Source organism: Variovorax sp. VNK109 (assembly GCF_049445855.1).
Lineage (GTDB): Bacteria > Pseudomonadota > Gammaproteobacteria > Burkholderiales > Burkholderiaceae_C > JAGOCV01.
The window spans coordinates 228,924-242,912 of sequence record NZ_JBMSDV010000004.1 but is presented as its reverse complement, the minus strand read 5'-3'; the positions used below and the strand labels follow the sequence as shown (position 1 = coordinate 242,912).

The following is a 13,989-nucleotide window of genomic DNA, read 5'->3' as shown; positions in this document are numbered from 1 at the left end:
CGCCTCATGATGAACGTTTCCTCCTGGTCGATCCGCAACCCGATACCGGCCGTGATGCTGTTCGTGCTGCTGTCGTTCGCGGGCCTGCTGTCCTTCAATGCAATGAAGGTGCAGAACTTCCCCGACATCGACCTCCCCACCGTCACTGTCACCGCGCAGCTGCCCGGCGCTTCGCCCTCGCAGATGGAGAACGACGTTGCGCGCAAGCTCGAGAACTCCATCGCCACACTGCAAGGCCTCAAGCACATCTACACCAAGGTGCAGGACGGTTCGGCCGTCCTGACCGTCGAATTCCGGCTGGAGAAGCCACCGCAGGAAGCGGTGGACGACGTGCGCTCTGCCGTGCAGCGCGTGCGCGCCGACCTGCCCGCCGACGTGCGTGACCCGGTCGTCAACAAGGTGGACCTTGCGGGCCAGCCAGTGCTGGCGTTCACCATCCGTTCGGACCGTATGGACGACGAGGCGCTCTCCTGGTTCGTCGACAACGAGGTGTCGCGCAAGCTGCTGGCCGTGCGCGGCGTCGGCGCGGTCAACCGCGTGGGTGGCGTCACGCGTGAAGTGAGTGTGGCGCTCGACCCGCTGCGCCTGCAGGCACTGGGCGCGTCCGCCGCCGACATCTCGCGTCAATTGCGCAACGTTCAGACCGAAAGCGCCGGCGGCCGCACAGACCTGGGCGGCAGCGAACAGCCGGTGCGCACGCTCGCCACCGTGCAGACGGCCGAAGAACTGGGCAAGCTGCAACTGGCGTTGTCCGATGGACGACGCATCCGCCTCGACCAGATCGCGACGGTGAAGGACACCATCGCCGAGCCGCGTGCAGCGGCGATGCTCAACGGCAAGCCCGTCGTCGGCTTCGAAGTCGCGCGCAGCCGCGGCGAGAGTGAAGTGGCCGTGGGCGCTGCGATCCACAAGGCGCTGGACGAGCTGCGCGCTGCGCGGCCTGACGTGCAGATCACCGAGGCTTTCGACTTCGTGACACCGGTGCAGGAAGAGTACGACGGCTCGATGCACCTTCTGTATGAAGGCGCGCTGCTGGCCGTGCTGGTGGTGTGGCTTTTCCTGCGCGACTGGCGCGCGACCTTCGTCTCGGCTGTGGCGCTGCCGCTGTCGGTGATTCCCGCGTTCATCGGCATGTACCTGCTGGGCTTCTCGATCAACGTGATCACGCTGCTTGCGCTGTCGCTGGTGGTCGGCATCCTGGTGGACGACGCGATCGTGGAGGTGGAAAACATCGTGCGCCATCTGCGCATGGGCAAGTCGCCGTACGAAGCCGCGATGGAAGCGGCCGACGAGATCGGCCTGGCGGTAATCGCGACCACGTTCACGCTGATCGCGGTGTTCCTGCCCACGGCCTTCATGAGCGGCGTGGCGGGCAAGTTCTTCAAGCAGTTCGGCTGGACGGCGTCACTCGCGGTGTTCGCCTCGCTGGTGGTGGCGCGCGTGCTCACACCGATGATGGCGGCCTACATGCTCAAGCCCGTCGTGGGCGAGCACGCCGATCCGAAGTGGATGAATCTCTACATGCGCTGCGTGAAGTGGACGACGCGCCATCGCTGGGTGACGATCATCGCATCGGGCCTGTTCTTCATCGGCTCGCTCGCGCTGATCCCGCTGCTGCCGACCGGCTTCATCCCCCCGGACGACAACTCGCAGACGCAGGTGTACCTGGAGCTCGCGCCGGGTGCGACGCTCGCGCAGACGCGCGACACGGCCGAGCACGCGCGCTCGCTGATCAGCGGCGTGGAGCATGTGCAAAGCGTGTACACGACCATCGGCGGCGGCTCGGCGGGCGGCGACCCGTTCGCCCCGCAGGGTGCGGCCGAAACACGCAAGGCGACCCTCACCATCCTGCTGGCCAAGCGCGGCGACCGGCCGCGCAAGCAGGTGATCGAGAACCGCATCCGCACGGCGCTGGAACAGTTGCCTGGCGTGCGCTCCAAGGTCGGCCTGGGTGGCTCGGGCGAGAAGTACATCCTCGTGCTGACCGGCGAGGACCCGAAGGCGCTGCAGACCGCAGCGCTGGAAGTCGAGAAGGACCTGCGTACGATCCCGGGGCTGGGCAGTGTGGCATCCACCGCCAGCCTGGTGCGGCCCGAGATCGCCGTGCGCCCCGACTTCGCGCGCGCTGCGGACCTGGGGGTGACGAGTGCCGCAATCGCCGAAACGCTGCGCGTCGCCACCGTCGGCGACTACGACGTGTCACTGCCCAAGCTCAACCTGTCGCAGCGCCAGGTGCCCATCGTCGTGAAGCTGGAAGACGCGGCGCGGCAGGACCTCTCGCTGCTCGGCCGCCTGATGGTGCCCGGCGCGCGCGGACCGGTGATGCTGAGCGAAGTGGCGTCGCTCGAAGTGACAGGCGGCCCGGCGGTGATCGACCGCTACGACCGTTCACGCAACATCAACTTCGAGATCGAACTCTCCGGCCTGCCGCTGGGTGACGTCGCCACGGCCGTTCAGCAATTGCCCTCCGTGAAAAACCTCCCGCCCGGCGTGCGTGTGGTGGAAGTGGGTGACGCCGAGGTGATGGGCGAACTCTTCGCAAGCTTCGGCCTGGCCATGCTGACCGGCGTGCTGTGCATCTACATCGTGCTGGTGCTGCTGTTCAAGGACTTCCTGCATCCGTTCACCATCCTTGCCGCATTGCCGCTGTCGCTGGGCGGCGCGTTCGTCGGCCTGCTGCTCGCGCAGAAGAGCTTCTCGATGCCCTCGCTCATCGGCCTCATCATGCTGATGGGTATCGCGACGAAGAACTCGATCCTGCTGGTGGAATACGCGATCCTTGCGCGTCGCGAACGCGGCCTCTCGCGCTGGGACGCACTGATGGACGCCTGCCACAAGCGCGCACGGCCCATCATCATGACCACGCTGGCCATGGGCGCCGGGATGATGCCGATCGCCATCGGCCTCGGGGCAGCGGATTCGAGCTTCCGCTCGCCGATGGCCATCGCGGTGATCGGCGGGCTCATCACGTCCACCGTGCTGAGCCTGCTGGTGATTCCTGTGGTGTTCACCGTGGTCGATGACGCGGAGCACTGGATGCGGCGGATGTTCGGAAAATTGCGTCGCGCGCCGCGCGAAGAGCCGGCTGCTCCACGTAGCTGAAGACGATGCCGGCCAGGCATGCGGCCAATGGCAGCGCCAGCACCGCAGCGCCCAGCATGACAGGCAGCGGAGTGGATTGCATCCACTCCGCAGGCACGAACCGCACCACCAGCCCGCAAACGACATACAGCACCGCAAAGTGCAGCAGGTAGAAGCTGAACGAAATCCGGCCCAGCCAGCGCAGGGATCGGTGCTGCAGCAGTCGCGGCGCGGCCTCCCCCGCCAGGATCGACAGCACACAGATCACCAGTGCTGCGCCCAGACCGGACACGGCGTCAACTGCAACCTCATGTGCCAGTGTCCACGCACCTGGCAGCAGGACGAGGGCCGCTCCCACGCAGAGCGCAGCACGTGCCAGACGCGGAGATGGTGACAGCAGGCGCAGCGCCTGGCATCCCCAGCGGTCGCACGCCAACCCGAGTGCGAACAGGTACGCATACCGTCCGACGTGTTCGACCGGGCATGCGACAGAGAAGACCAGCAGTGCCGCCAACAACACCATGAACGTCGCCGGCGCCGCACGCGCGAGAAGGTACAGGCCCGCCAGCATCACGAAAGCGAACATTTCGATGCGCAGCGTCCATGCGACCGGATTGAGATCCACCCGCAGAAGCAGAAGGTTGCTCCCGAATGTCGCCAGATCCGGCGGCAGGAAGCGGAACCACGCGAGCCAGCCGGCGGCGGACGCAGGGGCCGGGATTGCGCCGACGCCCCGGAGAACAACCACCATGACGATCAGCGACACCGCGTAGGCGGGCATGAGGCGCACCACGCGCAAGGCCATGAATGCGGAAATGGCCCGCAAGGCATTGCGTTCGCGAAACGCGCGTTGGAGTGATGCATGCAGCACGAATCCGCTGAGCACGAAAAACAGGGTGACCGCTGCGCCACCGTTGAAGATGACGAGCAGCCAACGCGTGACGAAAGCCTGCCACCCGCCGTCCAGGCACCACGCGGGTGTGACCAGAAATTGGGGTCCGCCGCCTGCATCGAGCCAGATCAGCGCGTGGAAGCCGGCCACCATGAAGGCGGCCAGGCCACGCAACGATTCAATGGCTGGAACGAAGCCATCGCGCGCTTCAGGCTGGCGCGATCCGTTGCCAGAACGGCTCAAGCCATTGGCCGGGTGCATCGCCGGACTCCTTCATGATGCCGGTGGCCAGCGCCACATTGGCCGTCGTGCCTGACAGCACCGCGAGCTCACGCGCCATGCCGTTGAGATCGAGTTCGCACATCGCCGCCTCGTGACCCTGCTTCACGAGAAAGCGACGCGACTTTTCGGGCGTGCTGGCGATCAGCTCGAACTCACGGCGCGTGCATTTGAAACCTTCCATGTAATCGCGCGCATCTGCGAACGGATTAGGCAGGAAGATCTTGGTCGCCGACTGCTCGATGATGGAGGCAGAGAACGGGCTTCTCAGCACGTCCACCGGGCTCTGCGTGCCGGCGATGACGAAGCCGTTCATCTTGCGGATGGTCTTGTTCTTCGCATGCACGCGATGCGCAAGGAAATCATCCTCCAGCATCTTCCAGAACTCGTCGTAGCCCTCGTAATGCCGATGGCCCAGCATGCTCGAGTCGCCCCGGTGCGCGATGTAGCGCAGGATGGGCACACGCAAGTCCGGGTCCTCCAGGAAGGCCGTGGTATCGAAGCCGTTGGGCAGGCCGGGCGCGAAGCGCAGCACGTCTTCTTCGTTGTCGAAGACCCACGCATTCGCGCCGGCCCCGCACCACTTCTGCAGCCGTGCATGCATGCCATCGGCTTCGGTCGGGTCAAGGAATTGCAGCACGGAAGAGATGCGCCGCAGCTTCGCCGGCAACGAGAAGACGCCTGTGACGGCGTCATACAGCGTCTTGTCTTCCATGGCCTTGAAATGCCGCTGCTCGCGTCCCGAGATCAAGGTCTTGAGCAGGCTCTGGATGAAGAGGATGTTGTCCTCGTTCTCCGTCATCGCAAACGGGTTGAAGCCGGTGCGCTCGCCCTTCTTCAGCGAAAGGTAGGTGCCGCCCAGCGCGCGGATGGTCAGGTGCATGCCCTCGTCCTTGTCGAAGTACAGGCCCGTGGCACCGAAGCGCGAAAGCATCGCCAGCATGAAGCCTTGCAGCACCGTCTTGCCCGAGCCCGAGGGTCCGATGATGATGGTGTTGCCCAGGCTTTCCTGGTGGAAGTTGAAGTGGTATGGCGCGCCCGCCACCGTCTTGAGCAGCGCGACAGCTTCACCCCAATGATTGCCGGTTTTGCGCCCGACCGCGTAGTTGTAGAACGGGCTGAGCGATGCGAAGTTCCGGCTGGTGATGGGCGCCACGCGAGGGCGGTAGGAGAAGTTGGCCGGCAACTGCGCCCAGAAAGCCCCTTCGAGCGCGATGTCCTCGCGCGCCACCACCATGCCGCTGTCAGACAGCACGGCGCGCGCCATGGACAGGTTGTCGGTCAGTTGCCGCTGGCTCGCGCCGCGCACGAAGAGGCTCATGTGGTGGTCGCCGACGGCATAGCGACCTGATGTCAGGTCGTCCAGCGCCGTGTCGATCTCGGCGATCTGCGACTTGGCCAGGTCACCTGCATTGACCATGCGGCCCTGCTGCCGGCTGAACATCCCGATAGCGACCGGCCGGCTCAGGAACGTGAAGCTCTGCGTGAGCACAAACTCGCAGGGCAACGACAGCAAGCCATTGAGGATGCCGGGCGACGTGTGGGCCGGATACTCCTTGATGCACAGGACGCCCATGCAGATCGTCTCGACCGGCGTGCGCAACTCCATGGCATCGCCTGCAAAAAGCGGGCGGCTGGTGGCCAGCACTTCGTTGATGGGTGCGCGCGTGAGCGGAAAAGGCTGTGGCTCGCCATTCACGAGGCGGCCCAGGAATTCCTGCAGCGAGGAATGGAGCCGGTCTTCCTTCGTGTACGAACCCAGCACTTGCGGGCTGTAACGCGCCAGACCTTCCCTGCTGATCGAGAGGATGTTGTTCAGCGCTTCGATCGCGCGCATTTGTTCCTGCACGAGCGTCTGTGGGTCGAAGCGATCGAGCCAGGAAAACATCTTTCCCACAGGCGACGCATTGCGATAGACGAAGGTGATGTACAGCTCGTTGGTGTACATGCTCACCTGGGTGAGGCGTTCGTAGTACTTGCCGGCCAGTTGCTGCGCAAATGCGTTGCCGAACGGCGGCGTGCGGTCGGCGGCAGTCCGCGAGCGGATCACATGGACCCACAGCGCAAGCTCGGGTGCCGCAATGTTGCGCAGGAACACGTTGAGCTGTTCGTGCCATGCATTGCGCGCCTCGGTGTCCGCGCTCTCGAACGGTATGCCGCGCAGGCGCATCGTCATCAGGTAGTTGCCGTCGAGCGTCTTGACGATGTGCTCGGTGATGTGCGCACCATAGGGAATGCATTCGGCGCAAGGGGTTTCGCGGGCGAGGTTCTGGGCGTTGCTCATGTCGATTTCGTGTCGGTGTCGGAACGTGGTCGTGGATCGCCGGACCGGCTATTGCGCGAAGGAATCCGAGGTCTTGAACCACGGATCGAAATAGATGCCCGTCACCCGGCGGCGACGTTCAATGACGTGGAGCTGCACGATCACGTCGACGTTGCAACGCAGGAGATAGAGGATGTCCTTGCGGTCGAGGCTGCGGCCCTCCGGGCTTTCCTTCACGCGGAGCATCAGCATCTCGAACGCCTCGCGATAACTTCCGGCATGCACCGTGGTGATCGAGCCGGGGTGGCCGGAGCCCACGTTCACCAGATACTCGTAGGCCTCCTCGCCGCGTATCTCGGCCAGGAGGATCCGGTCCGGCTTCATGCGAAGGCACGACTGCAGGAGTTGCTTGGCCGTCACACGCGCAAGGCCCTGTGCGTCCTTGGAATAGAGCAGGTTGACCTGGTTGAGATGACGCGGCAGGAAGATTTCGCGCGTGTCCTCGATCGTGATGATCCGCTCATCCAGCGGAATCTCGCGCGCCATGCTCTTGCCGAGCGTGGTCTTGCCGGAGCCGGTCTTGCCCGCAATCACGATGTTCCTGTTCGACTGCACCGCAGCCCGGAAGAAGCCGGGCCAGTCGGCCTGCGCGGCGAGCTCACACAAGGCGCGGTCCACTGCCGGGAGCGTGACGGTACCGGCGTCGTCGCCCTGCGGACCCCTGGTCGGCCGGTGCCAGATGGCCTGCTCGAAGGTACCGCCGAGCGCCGAGTCCTCCAGCGGGATGTCGCGCAGCGACGGCTTGCGGATGGTGATGCTGATCTGCCCGGTTTCGCAGGCCGGTGACATCACCACCTGAACGCGCTCCTGCCCCGGCAGGCTGGACGACAGCAGCGGCGTGGTCACATCGACCTTCTGGTTCGAGTAGGTAGCGATCAGCCGCGCGAGCTTCTGGCAGTAGTCGTAGGTGAGTTCCGCGCTCTCGTATCGCGTCCAGCCGTCACCGTCCTCCACGAACACTTCGTGCGGCCTGTTGATGCACAGCTCGGTGACATTGGGCAAGGCCAGCCAGCTGCCGAACGGCTGCAGCCATTGCAGGAGTGCACCGTCGGCTTTCAACCCGTCCTGCATGGCCAGCTCACTTCAACCGGAGCGAGTAGATGGAACTGAAGTCGAGATCGCGCGCCACCATCACGCTGACGATGTCTCCCTGGTTCTTGCGGAGCAGTGGAGGCACGAGCGCGTTCTGGCGCAACACCTCGCTGCCCATCTGCTGGCCGGTGGAGCCCGTCATCTGCATCTCGATGTTCTGGCCTTCTGTCGCCTTGTTGACATTGGCTTCGATGACAGCCGGGATGGCGTCCGCGACGATCGACACAAGCAGCGCCATGCCGAATCGCTCGAAGTAGCGGTTCTCCAGGAAACCATCCACGCCGGCGCGACCCAGCGGGTCGATGCCGGGGGAATTGAGGCGGATGGCTACGCCCTGCGGTGTGACGATGCGCGACCAGATCAGGAACAGGCGACGCTGTCCATTGCGCATGCTGCCACGGTACTCACCCGTGAGCTTGCTGCCTTTCTCGAGCAGCAGTACGCGTGCATTGTCGCCGTAGATGTCACGGCTGAGGATGCAGTTCACAAGGCCCGGCAATGACGTGTCGATGGCCGTTTCGAGCACGCACTCGAGCGATGAGCCTTTGGCGAGCAGAAAATTGCGGTTGGGCATCTTCGCGGCCGACTCCCCCTGCAGTACGGAAGGCTTGAGCAGATCGCCGACGCCGTCGACGTCACCCGATGCCGGGGCGTTGGCACCGGGCATCGCAAACCCTGCACCCGCCTGGCGGGCATCGGGGCCCACAGCCTGGGCGCCGTCAGGCATCGATGCGGAGAAGCCTGGCGGGGGGCGCGACGACATGCCCGCGCTGTAGATCACCGATTCCAGCGGCTTGGCGGGTGCAGCGCCGGTGGGCTTTCCAGCCAGCAATTTGTCGTAGATCGCGAAGCGCTCCTGCAGCATGGCCATGAGCTGCGCGTACTTTGCGTCGCCCGCAGATCCTTCTTTCAAGGGAATGGGCTTGGCCGCCGTTTCGATCCTGAACGTGGGCACCGGTGCACCCGAGGCGGCGGGCGCCGGACGCGGCGTTTCGGTGCGGCGCATGTTCTTCGAGGCGGCATAGGCCAGCCAGATCACCGCGCCGAGCACCAGCATCAGGACGACGAGGTAGATCATGCGGCGGCTGCTTCCGCCGTCCGTCCGGCGGAATTTTTCGCGCGGTTGCCAGGTCGCTTCGTGTGATGACCCGTAAGGGCTGGCAGCGTCTTCGGGAAGAGGGGGATGACTCATGAGCGCTCCTGGCGGTCAGCCGGTCGATGGATCAATGGGTCACGCGCTTGACGTCGTCGGAGACCGTCCCGCTGCGTTCCAGCTGGAACTCGTATCGGAGTTCGGCTTCGTTGAAGATGCAGACCACATCGGAGCCACGGCGCAGCCGGAACTGCCGGCCGATGGAGCGGACGATCGTCAGGTTGCCTTCGATCGTGAAGTTCACCAACGACTCGTTGCCCTGCTTGTCCACGGCATAGATGGCCGGCATGTCCTGGTTGTCCGCGAAACGCAAGTAGGTGAACCGCCCGTCATCCCACGCTTCGAACGGCGCCACATCCGCCGAACCCTGAAAGGTGTAATTGCGATTCGCCCCGCGTTCCTGCAGGCCCTGTTCGAGCCGGGTGATGACGGCCTGCTGCGCCGCGATCTGCTGCAGCAGACCGAGCTGGCGCGACAAGTCCTCGGCTGCCGGTGCATAGCTGAAGCGGATCGCGTGGCGCACCTCGCCGAGGTTCTTTCCCTGCGCGATGTCGAGTTCGAAGTAGTAGGTGTGCAGGTCGGTCACCACGGTGAGGTTGGTCTGCCCGTTGCGGGACCGCGGCTTGATGACCAACCGGTTGACGAGCTGCGTCACCTCCCAGGCTTCCGGGTAACCGATGGCCACGCTCCGGATCTTTTCTTCCGCGCCAAACACCACCGATGTGGTGTAGCCGAACCGGCCCCAGATCTTCACGACCTGATTCTCCTGATAGGGCAGCGTCAGGAGCCGGTCTTCCGTGGAGACATTGGGGGTCGGCGTCTTCGGCTCCATCTTCTGCCCCGCCTTCTGCGCCACAGCCACCGGACAGGCCATGGCGGCCATCAGCCACACCATGCAAAGCTTCTTCACTTGTTCACCTCCACCATGCTTTCGGGGTCCGTGCGATACGACAGCACCTGGAAGCCGAGCGGGTTGTGCTGTCGCGCGTCCTCCGATTCGGGTGCGTTGAGATAGCGGAATTCCACCGTGGCCACCCAGTGCGTCGTCGTCTCTCGGTCGCCAACCGTCGCGCGTTTGAGGTAGCGAACCGAGGCGATGTTCGGCTTCAGGAACGAAATCGTCTTGATCTGCACCACCGCCTCGCCCTGCCCGTACACGTTCATGGGTGAGCCAGGGTTCTTCGGATTGAGTTCGTTGAACAGGGTCGCGCGCATCGGCGTCGAAGCCAGGTACCCGGCCTCCTGGTAGGTCAGGCCGAAGGTGCTGGGCGTGTAGCCTTCGCGTGCGCGCAGGAAGCGACCGAGAAAGTACTTGCTGACCGCCTCTTCATAGGTGTTGCTCGATGTGCGCAGCGTATTGACGACGTCGACGATGCCCGTGGTGTTATCCACGCGGATGACGAACGGCTCGACGGTCTTGAGCGGTAGCATCAGCGCAATGGCTGCCATGCTGCACGCCGCAATACCGGCGAACACGGCAGTGAACGTCCAGGCCTTGCGCTCGGACTGACGGATGCGCGTCATGCGGTCGAGGTCCCAGGCCGAAGCCTCGCGGAAGTAATCCGCTTCCGGCGCGGGTTCCTTCGAAACGGACGCGCCAGTGGACAGATCAACCGGCTGTTTCTTGGGGGTTGGCAGCTTCTTGAACATTCGCTTCTTTCAGGTATCAACCCAGTTGTCTGCGCACGACGACATGCGCGGTCTGCGCGATCTCGCGGATGCCGTTGGCCAGACGCACGGCCAGCAGGGGCGCCCCCGCCGTGAAAATTAACGCCAGGCAGGACGCGCCAAGCACGTGGACAAGGTTGAAGAGACGGATGTCATCGGCCGCGAAGTCGCAAGCCCGTATCCAGTAGCTGAATACGATCCGCGTGAATGCGATCAGTAGCGCGCAAGTCAGCACTGCATTCAGGATCTGTGATGCCCAGGCCCAGAACAGCCCCGCAGTCGCGCGGAACAGCAGCGACAACGCAAACAGCGGGCCCATGAACAGGAGCAGCCGAACCGCGAGTTCGGAGACAAGGATGAGCCCGCCGGCGACCGCGGTCGGGATCACCGTTCCCAGAAGCACGAGGAATCCCCACCAGGTTGCGCCTTGGTCTTCGGTGAAGGGAACGCCCCGATCCATCAGCCGTTTGGTCAGCAGGTTTCCGTGACTCACAACGTCGTCCAGGTACTTGAGAAAGGCATCGTTCTGCGACGGGGTCGCCACGATGGAAGGGCTGACAAGCTGCGTCACGCCGTTCATCCACTGCTCGACCCCGTCGGTGGCGTCACCCAGGCTGAACTGCAGGAACGACGTGACCACGAGGATCAATGTCACCTGCAGCGCACGATGGATCACCTCCACGAACCGGAACTCTTCCTTGCGGACCAACAGGGTGAATCCATAGAAAGCCACGTAAACCAGCAATGCACTGCGGACCAGCTCGTCGATCTGATAGCCGAGAGGTTCCGAGAGGACGGTGCGAAAATAAGTGTGGACGTAACTGGCGACGTCCACGAAAAGAAAGCTCGTCTGCTCCATGATCAGACGCTTCGCACGCTTGCCCGCGCTTTGGGCAGGTACCGGGCTTTGGCGGCAGCCGCGCGGCAGGAAGTCGGCGACAGCGAGGTGGCCCCCCAAAACATCCGGCTGCGGCTGCGCCCACCTGTCTTGAGCCAGAGTGCAATCAGCCCGAAGTACCGGACATCCCGCGCGCACACCGCAAAGCAAACCGCATGGATGGGCAAACAGATCACCAGCATGGCGAGACTGCCTGTTCCAAGGAAGCCGATGGAGGTGAACAGGAAGTTGAACACTGCCGCCTCGTAGGTCACGCCCATCAACATGGCAGGACGAGTAACGCCCTGGAACAACGGGTCCTTGATCAGCGTCACTTTGTCCATACAGACGTCGTCATTTTTGCGGGGTCAACGGCACCGTCGCCGCACCGCCGCGCCCGTTGATGGGCAAACGCGGGCCGTCTCCACAGCCGGTGATGGGCTGCGACGAAGCGCAGCCAGCCAGCACGCACGAGACGATCAGCACCAGTGGAAGCAGTCGCGACACGGTGCTTGCCTCAGACTCGATTGAAACGCTCTGGCGGCTGGTGCGCAGCCGAATAGACCGGCTGGCTCTGCCCGATCTGGGAATCGGGCCCTTGGCCGCCCGTCAACAACTTCACCACCGATGCGGCGCCAAAGATCAGCACGATACCCACGATCACGCGTATGGCGGCGGTCCATGTCAGGCGCCCGATCATCGCGGCCAGGCCCAGCCCGATGACCGCGAGCGTCGCGAGGGACCGCGCAAATACGCCTGTGAACAGATTGATGATCGAGTTCATCAGCGTGACAAACGGCGCCTGGAATTCTGCGCCGTCTTGCGCATAGGCAGCAGGCAGGCATGCGAGCAATGCAATGCATACGATGACGCTTGGACGGATGGAATTTAGGTTTTGGTTGTTCATGTCAGTGGTTCTGTTTCAAAAAATCGGAGATGGGCCACGGCTACCGCACGCGAGGTATCGGCTTTGTGAAGTCAAAGCCCGACAGACGCGGGTCCGAGAATTCGGCTTGCCGCTTCAGCGCCATCATTTCCCGCCGGACTTCCGCGTTCTCCTGCAACGCAACGCGGGAGAGCTCGAAAGAAGATTGTTCTGTTGCAAAGCGGGCCTGCTCGAAGGCGAGCAGCGTGCGCACGGTTTCGTAGTCCCGCTGGAACTCCGCGCGGTTCAGCAAGTCCTCGATCTGGGCCATGCGGGCCTGCCGATCACGGTTGCCGTCCTGATACCGCGCAAGCAACGCCGACCGTTGCGCCATTTCTTCCTGGCGAATCCGCAGGAGGTCGACATACACCTTGTTGGGCTCGATCTGCGCGCCAGACTTGTCTGTTGAAGCGCCATACGCTTTCAGCGCTTGTTCGATGGACAACTGGATCTCCGTCGGCGTGAGCGCCCCGGTCGCCGACGCCGTGGCGGAGTCCGCGGGCTTGGGCCAACCCTGGGCAATCGTGGCGTAGTCCTTGACCGTCTTGGCCCACTCCACCGGAATCTTGGCGAAGAAGTGCGCCTGGTCCATGATGTCCTTGGCGTTCTTGATCGCCTCCTGAATCTGCTTGGCGGAGTTCGCGTTGGCGGTCGCCTGCTCCTTCTCCGAGTTGGTTTTGGCCGCCGCCGTCATCTGCGAAGCAGCAGCCATCGTCGCGTTCGCGGTAACCTGCGCCGCCGGCAGCGCCATGACATCCAGTGTCACGAAGAACGCGTGCGATGCCTGCGAGCCCAGAGCCAGGATGCCCAGTAGCATCCAGCGCATTTCCTTGATTCCCTTCATGGTTTTCTCCTGTTGATGATGTGTTTGCCTGATGCGCCTCAGGGCGCGGTGAAGATCACGGACGAACCGCTGCCGGTACGGTCCGGGATTCGGCGCGGCGCGGATTGCGGTACCGCGGTGGATTTCTGCTCTTCCGGCCGCGGTGCTGCCTGCCCGGCTTCGGGCTCGGCGGTTGCGCTTGGCTGTTTGTCCGCCCGTCTTTCGATGGCGGGCACCACGCGGATGGGCTGGGTGTCTTCGCGTTGCAGCGTCACCGCGTTGGCCGCCACCTTCTGGACATAGCCGTGGCGAAAGCCTGTCGAGAAGTTGCCGCTGTAGTACGCCGAGAGCGCTGCCTGCAATGCCGACTGCTCATCGCGATAGACCCTGGATGCCCGGCCGTAGGCCTCACTGAGGATGGCCGACGCTGCCGACAGGTTGCGGCACGGCTCGAACACCGTGGTCAGGTCCAGCGCGTACTTTTCGAGGTTGCTGAGGTTGATCTGCCCCAGACCGAAGCTTGCGTTGTAGCCCGCCTCGACGAGAGCCTTCGCGGTCGCAACTGCCTCGGACTGGTTCTTCGGTTGCCGCTCGAGCCGTCCGTTCACGACGCCGATGGCCCAGGGGTTGAAGCCCGATTCGGTCTGGACGATCGCAGCCAGCGTCTGCGGATGTACCGCAGGTGCGCATTCGCGAGCCAGTTCCAGGAATTCGAGCATGTGTCCTTTCGCAACTGCCTTGATGACGTAGGGGAATGGGCAGTTGTCCGGGACGCATCTTCTGGTCAAGGCCGGTCACGACAAATAGGAGTCCTGCTATGTATGTCGAGACTCCATGGGTCAATTCCAATTTGGAATGAAACTTTGCGCAAGAAAG

Annotated in this window: 13 protein-coding genes; 1 reads left to right on the top strand and 12 read right to left on the bottom strand. The window is 63.7% G+C overall.

Annotation, left to right across the window (positions count from 1 at the left end; translation table 11 throughout):
- The first annotated feature begins 9 nt into the window (after positions 1–9).
- Complete coding sequence (locus ACO2Q9_RS15530) at positions 10–3,102, top strand: efflux RND transporter permease subunit (RefSeq protein ID WP_423312882.1); 3,093 nt, start codon at positions 10–12, stop codon at positions 3,100–3,102.
- Here the strand turns inward: ACO2Q9_RS15530 and ACO2Q9_RS15525 are convergent.
- From ACO2Q9_RS15525 to ACO2Q9_RS15470, 12 genes are read right to left on the bottom strand one after another with little or no spacing between them, the layout of a single operon-like run.
- Positions 3,008–4,234: an acyltransferase family protein gene (locus tag ACO2Q9_RS15525; protein ID WP_423312710.1), complete on the bottom strand. Its 1,227-nt coding sequence runs from the start codon at positions 4,232–4,234 to the stop codon at positions 3,008–3,010. The genes ACO2Q9_RS15530 and ACO2Q9_RS15525 overlap by 95 nt on opposite strands.
- Positions 4,182–6,536: a VirB4 family type IV secretion/conjugal transfer ATPase gene (locus ACO2Q9_RS15520; RefSeq protein ID WP_423312709.1), complete on the bottom strand. Its 2,355-nt coding sequence runs from the start codon at positions 6,534–6,536 to the stop codon at positions 4,182–4,184. The genes ACO2Q9_RS15525 and ACO2Q9_RS15520 overlap by 53 nt, the downstream gene beginning before the upstream one ends.
- Before the next feature lie 48 nt (positions 6,537–6,584).
- Positions 6,585–7,646 (bottom strand): P-type DNA transfer ATPase VirB11, encoded by a 1,062-nt coding sequence (gene virB11 / locus ACO2Q9_RS15515; protein WP_423312708.1) that lies wholly within the window; start codon positions 7,644–7,646, stop codon positions 6,585–6,587.
- Positions 7,647–7,653: 7 nt separating this feature from the next.
- A complete protein-coding gene (gene virB10, locus ACO2Q9_RS15510; RefSeq protein WP_423312707.1) occupies positions 7,654–8,859 on the bottom strand; it encodes a type IV secretion system protein VirB10 in 1,206 nt (401 codons plus the stop codon).
- Positions 8,860–8,890: 31 nt separating this feature from the next.
- Positions 8,891–9,730, bottom strand: a complete 840-nt coding sequence (locus tag ACO2Q9_RS15505) for a TrbG/VirB9 family P-type conjugative transfer protein (RefSeq protein ID WP_423312706.1) — start codon at positions 9,728–9,730, stop codon at positions 8,891–8,893.
- Positions 9,727–10,470 carry a virB8 family protein gene (locus ACO2Q9_RS15500; protein WP_423312705.1) on the bottom strand — a complete coding sequence of 248 codons (744 nt, stop codon included), beginning with the start codon at positions 10,468–10,470 and terminating at the stop codon, positions 9,727–9,729. Before ACO2Q9_RS15500 ends, ACO2Q9_RS15505 begins: the two co-directional genes overlap by 4 nt.
- A 16-nt stretch (positions 10,471–10,486) precedes the next feature.
- A complete protein-coding gene (locus ACO2Q9_RS15495) occupies positions 10,487–11,347 on the bottom strand; it encodes a type IV secretion system protein (protein WP_423312704.1) in 861 nt (286 codons plus the stop codon).
- A 2-nt stretch (positions 11,348–11,349) separates the two neighbouring features.
- On the bottom strand, positions 11,350–11,709 hold the full coding sequence (locus ACO2Q9_RS15490) for a type IV secretion system protein VirB3 (protein WP_423312703.1): 360 nt from the start codon (positions 11,707–11,709) through the stop codon (positions 11,350–11,352).
- A 10-nt stretch (positions 11,710–11,719) separates the two neighbouring features.
- A complete protein-coding gene (locus ACO2Q9_RS15485; RefSeq protein WP_423312702.1) occupies positions 11,720–11,872 on the bottom strand; it encodes a hypothetical protein in 153 nt (50 codons plus the stop codon).
- A 10-nt stretch (positions 11,873–11,882) separates the two neighbouring features.
- Complete coding sequence (locus ACO2Q9_RS15480) at positions 11,883–12,272, bottom strand: TrbC/VirB2 family protein (protein WP_423312701.1); 390 nt, start codon at positions 12,270–12,272, stop codon at positions 11,883–11,885.
- A gap of 40 nt (positions 12,273–12,312) precedes the next feature.
- On the bottom strand, positions 12,313–13,134 hold the full coding sequence (locus ACO2Q9_RS15475; RefSeq protein ID WP_423312700.1) for a hypothetical protein: 822 nt from the start codon (positions 13,132–13,134) through the stop codon (positions 12,313–12,315).
- A 38-nt stretch (positions 13,135–13,172) separates the two neighbouring features.
- The gene (locus ACO2Q9_RS15470; protein WP_423312699.1) at positions 13,173–13,832 is read right to left on the bottom strand and encodes a lytic transglycosylase domain-containing protein; all 660 of its coding nucleotides are present in this window, start codon (positions 13,830–13,832) and stop codon (positions 13,173–13,175) included.
- Positions 13,833–13,989: the final 157 nt, after the last annotated feature.

Excerpts from the sequence above, each read along its gene's own strand:
- ACO2Q9_RS15530 (WP_423312882.1), top strand. The coding sequence starts at position 10 with ATGAACGTTTCCTCCTGGTCGATCCGCAACCCGATACCGGCCGTGATG.
- ACO2Q9_RS15525 (WP_423312710.1), bottom strand. The coding sequence starts at position 4,234 with ATGCACCCGGCCAATGGCTTGAGCCGTTCTGGCAACGGATCGCGCCAG.
- ACO2Q9_RS15520 (WP_423312709.1), bottom strand. The coding sequence starts at position 6,536 with ATGAGCAACGCCCAGAACCTCGCCCGCGAAACCCCTTGCGCCGAATGC.
- virB11 (WP_423312708.1), bottom strand. The coding sequence starts at position 7,646 with ATGCAGGACGGGTTGAAAGCCGACGGTGCACTCCTGCAATGGCTGCAG.
- virB10 (WP_423312707.1), bottom strand. The coding sequence starts at position 8,859 with ATGAGTCATCCCCCTCTTCCCGAAGACGCTGCCAGCCCTTACGGGTCA.
- ACO2Q9_RS15500 (WP_423312705.1), bottom strand. The coding sequence starts at position 10,470 with ATGTTCAAGAAGCTGCCAACCCCCAAGAAACAGCCGGTTGATCTGTCC.
- ACO2Q9_RS15495 (WP_423312704.1), bottom strand. The coding sequence starts at position 11,347 with ATGGAGCAGACGAGCTTTCTTTTCGTGGACGTCGCCAGTTACGTCCAC.
- ACO2Q9_RS15490 (WP_423312703.1), bottom strand. The coding sequence starts at position 11,709 with ATGGACAAAGTGACGCTGATCAAGGACCCGTTGTTCCAGGGCGTTACT.
- ACO2Q9_RS15480 (WP_423312701.1), bottom strand. The coding sequence starts at position 12,272 with ATGAACAACCAAAACCTAAATTCCATCCGTCCAAGCGTCATCGTATGC.
- ACO2Q9_RS15475 (WP_423312700.1), bottom strand. The coding sequence starts at position 13,134 with ATGAAGGGAATCAAGGAAATGCGCTGGATGCTACTGGGCATCCTGGCT.
- ACO2Q9_RS15470 (WP_423312699.1), bottom strand. The coding sequence starts at position 13,832 with ATGCTCGAATTCCTGGAACTGGCTCGCGAATGCGCACCTGCGGTACAT.